The sequence below is a fragment of the Virgibacillus sp. M23 genome (assembly GCF_034190895.1).
In the GTDB taxonomy this organism is placed as follows: Bacteria; Bacillota; Bacilli; order Bacillales; family Amphibacillaceae; genus Virgibacillus; species Virgibacillus salarius.
Genome location: NZ_JAWDHA010000256.1, coordinates 1 through 450, shown reverse-complemented (window position 1 = coordinate 450; position 450 = coordinate 1). Strand labels below are relative to the sequence as shown.

Here is a 450-nt window from a genome sequence, read left to right as displayed (position 1 = left end):
GTTTACTGACTTTTTTGAATGTCATGGAGACAGAGCATACGGTGACGATGAAGCCATTGTCGGCGGGATTGCGAAGTTCCACGGCCTTCCTGTAACGGTAATCGGGCATCAGCGCGGGAAAGATACGAAGGAGAACCTTGTCCGCACTTTTGGGATGCCGCATCCTGAAGGCTACAGAAAAGCGCTGCGTCTGATGAAACAGGCTGACAAATTTAATAGACCGATTATCTGTTTTATTGATACGAAGGGGGCATACCCTGGACGAGCAGCGGAAGAAAGAGGACAAAGCGAAGCCATTGCCAAAAACCTATTTGAGATGGCCGGCCTCCGAGTACCTGTTATCTGCATCGTCATTGGTGAAGGCGGAAGCGGCGGAGCCCTTGGTCTGGGGGTAGGCAACCACTTGCATATGCTGGAAAACTCTACTTATTCTGTTATTTCTCCAGAAGG

1 protein-coding gene is annotated in these 450 nt (G+C 50.0%); it reads left to right on the top strand.

Features of this window, described 5'->3' with window-relative positions; all coding sequences use genetic code 11:
- A partial coding sequence (locus RVS70_RS22400; RefSeq protein ID WP_321134918.1) for a carboxyl transferase domain-containing protein occupies window positions 1–450 on the top strand: 450 nt, incomplete at both ends.